We start from the raw sequence: 3279 nt of genomic DNA, 5'->3' as shown, positions 1-3279 counted from the left end.
GGCTGAGAGTCCAGCCCGTCCGGCGTTTGAGGACATCTTGAAGGGGGTCCAGGGGGCGGAGCCCCTTGGTTTCGGGAAGGGGCGGGATTGGGGAGAGCCCCGCAGGGAACGCCCGAACCTCACCCCCGCGGCGAAGCAATCGCCCGCGCAGCGACCACCTCCTGGCGGAGCGGCTCCAGGACGCTGTCCTGGGGGCCGGTGAACGACGTCGGGACCTCCTCCAGCGTCTCCGCGCCCCGCAACCCCTCCGCCAACTCCCGAAGCTGCCGCCCCACCTCCCCCACCTCGGTCAACGTCGGCGCCCCCGCCCCATGCCGAATCCGCACCGCCGCCGCGGTCGTCGCGTCCACGATCCGCTCGACGGCGATCACCAGCGGCCACCACGCCGCAGCCCTCGCCCCCATCGGAGGCGGTTCCGTCAGGGCGCGCTGGAACTCCGTGCGGATGACCGAGAGGTCCCGGTACAGGCCCCGCCTCATCCGTGCCCGCCCCGCCGCGTCCACCGCGGTGCCGAACGCGCTCTCGACGTACGACGCCGTGTCGGCCACCGCGTCGGCGAGGCGGTCGCCGATCCGGGTGTGCCAGCTCTCCGGCCAGAGCAAGTACCCCGCCACCATCGAGATCGCACAGCCGATCAGGCTGTCGACCAGGCGTGGCACGACGAGGCCGAAGCCCTGGTGGTTCAGGACGTCGGACAGGAGCAGGATCACCGGGGTGATCGCGGCCGTCTGGAAGCCGTAGCCGCGTGTCGTGAGCGCCGGGATCAGGGCCGCCAGGACCAGCATCACCGGAACGTCCCACCAGCCTCGCGGGACCTCGGACAGGACCGCTGCCGCCACCACGAGGCCCGCCGCCGTGCCCAGCGCCCGCAGCATCGCCCGCGAGAAGACCGAGCCGAAGTCGGGCTTCATGACGAACGTGACGGTGAGCGCCACCCAGTACGAGCGGGGCACGTCGATCAGGGACACCAGCGACTGCGCGATGCCGATGCAGAGAGCGAGGCGCAGGCCGTAGCGCCAGGACGCGCTGGAGAGGAGGACGTTGCGGGCCGCTCTGCGGGCTCGTACGCGCAGGGCGGCGGGGCGGCCCAGGCGGTCGGAGGGGGCGGAGGGGGCGGCGGGGTCGTCCTTGATGTGCACGATTCCGTGCGGGTCGGCGTCGTTGAGGAGCTCCGCCACGTGCCGCAGGGCGTGGTCGACCGCGTCGGCCGAGGGGTCCGGCGGCTCGGGGAGCACGGGGGCGGGGACCCCCGCGTCCCGCGGTGCCGCCACCGCGTCCGCCAGGCGCCGCACCTCCGCCGGGAACTCCGGCGGCATCGGAACCCCGCACTGGTGCGCGGCGGGCGCGGCCTCGACCACCGGCGTGATCGCGTTCAACTGGGCGATCAGGTGCACCAGATCGGGGTTGCGGCCGTGCGCGCGGGTGCGGCGGGCGAGGACGAGGTCGTACGACTGGTTCAGGGATGTGGTGACCGCCGCGCGTGCCTCGTCGTACCGCTGCGTGCCCGCCGCTTCGAGCAGCGCCGCCACGCTGCGGTAGGTCGCCGCGACGGCGGCCCGCTCCGGGATGCCCGAGCGGAAGGGCCAGGCGAGGAGGGCCAGCGTGAGGACGAGGAGGCCGCCGCCCGTCATCAGGGCCGGGGCCAGCCACCACTCTCCCGGCATGGGCAGCCCCGCCCCCACCACGGAGTTGAGCAGCAGGAGCAGGCCGGACACGGACGCCACGGCGCCGATCGTGGACATCATCCCGGAGACGAGCGCGACCAGCGTGATGACGCCGACCGCGATCCAGCCGTGCCCGAAGACGAGCGAGCCGATGGTGACGCCGAGCGCGCCGAAGAGCTGCGGGACCGCGATGTTGAAGATCCGCATGCGGTACGCGTCGGCCGTGTCGCCGATGACTCCGGAGAGCGCGCCCATGGACGCGAGCGCGCCGTACGCGGGCTGCCCCGCCGCAAGGCCGATGAGGAGGGGCAGTGCCAGGGCGACGGACGCGCGCGCCACCGCCGCCCACGGGATCGGCGCCGCCTGCGGTTTGAGCGTCCTGACCAGCCAGGGAGGTGGGGCGAGGGCGCTCAGGGGGCCCGGTGGTGCGGGTGGGTCGCGGCGGGGCATGCGGCCATTATTGCCGTCCTTGTTGCCGCTCTGCCTGCCCTGACCTGCGGTTCACCGGATTCAGCGGTTCGGCTCGTGGAGTGTCAGGTCCACCACCAGTGCCCGGTGGTCCGTGTCGCCGATGTCCAGGAAGCGCGCGTCCTTCGCCGAGAAGTCCGGGGTGGCGAGGACGTGGTCGATCTGGGTGCCGAGCGGCGACATGAGGTCGGCGGGCCAGCTGGCGGTGCGGGCGGAACCGGAGAGGGCCGCGGCGTCGCGCACGCCGCCGGTGTCCAGGAGGTCGCGGAAGGCCGCGTGGTCCTGGGTGGCGTTGAAGTCGCCCGCGACGATGGTCGACCGGTGCGCGTGCCTGCCCTCGGCGGCGTAGTCGCGCAGGGCGGCCAGTTCCGTGCGCCAGGTGCCGAGTTGCTTGGGCAGCGGCGGCATGGGGTGGGCGAGCTGGACGCGGACCTGGTGGCCGTTCCTCAGCTCGGCCACGGCTCCGGGCATGCCCAGCGTGCCCGCGACGCCGCTCGCCTTCTTCAGCGGCAGCTTGCTGACGATCACCGAACCTTCGGCGCCGCCTGCCTCGCTGGCGGTGCGGTAGGGGTAGTCGGAGCGGGGCAGTTCGTCGCGCAGGGTGTCCGAGCAGGTGTAGTCGCACTCCGGGACGAAGAGGAGGTCGGGTTTCTCCTTGCGGACCGCCTTGACCAGGCCCTGGGTCCCCTGGCCGAACTCCACGTTCGACGCCATGACGCGGACGTCGGCGACCGCGGGGCCGTCGGGCGCGTCGGTCTTGCCGTACGGCTCCAGGAACCAGGCGACGGCGCCGAGCGCGAGGACTCCCCAGACGAGGCCCAGGCGCCAGCGGGCGAGTGCGGCGAGGAGGAGGGCGGCGACGGCCGGGGCGAGGAGGAGGGGGAGGAAGGCGAGGAGCTGGGGCACGGGGGTGACGCCGTCGGAGTCCGCGATCCGGAAGCCGAGGATGGCGGTGACGCCTGCCAGCAGGAAACCCGCCAGCCCGGCGGAGGGGCGGTGGCGGGGGCGCCTCTTCGCGTGCGGCTCGGGCCAGTCCTCGTGGGGCGCCGTCCTCGCTGCGGTTGCGCTGTCCAAGGCCGGCCTCTCCGTCTGGGGTGCTGCGCGAATCTTCCCCTAGAGACGGTGAGGGGTGCGGGAGGGTTGCAAT

Annotated in this window: 2 protein-coding genes; both read right to left on the bottom strand. The window is 73.5% G+C overall.

From position 1 onward, the window contains the following. Window positions 1–119 precede the first annotated feature (119 nt). Window positions 120–2114, bottom strand: coding sequence for an FUSC family protein (locus ACFUPX_RS44030; protein ID WP_383335383.1), 1995 nt, complete (start codon window positions 2112–2114; stop codon window positions 120–122). Window positions 2115–2174: 60 nt separating this feature from the next. After that, window positions 2175–3206 (bottom strand): endonuclease/exonuclease/phosphatase family protein, encoded by a 1032-nt coding sequence (locus ACFUPX_RS44025; protein WP_383335381.1) that lies wholly within the window; start codon window positions 3204–3206, stop codon window positions 2175–2177. Window positions 3207–3279 lie beyond the last annotated feature (73 nt).

The organism is Streptomyces sp. NPDC057302, from assembly GCF_042667685.1.
Taxonomy (GTDB): Bacteria; Actinomycetota; Actinomycetes; order Streptomycetales; family Streptomycetaceae; genus Streptomyces.
This window is presented reverse-complemented; position numbering and strand designations above follow the sequence as displayed.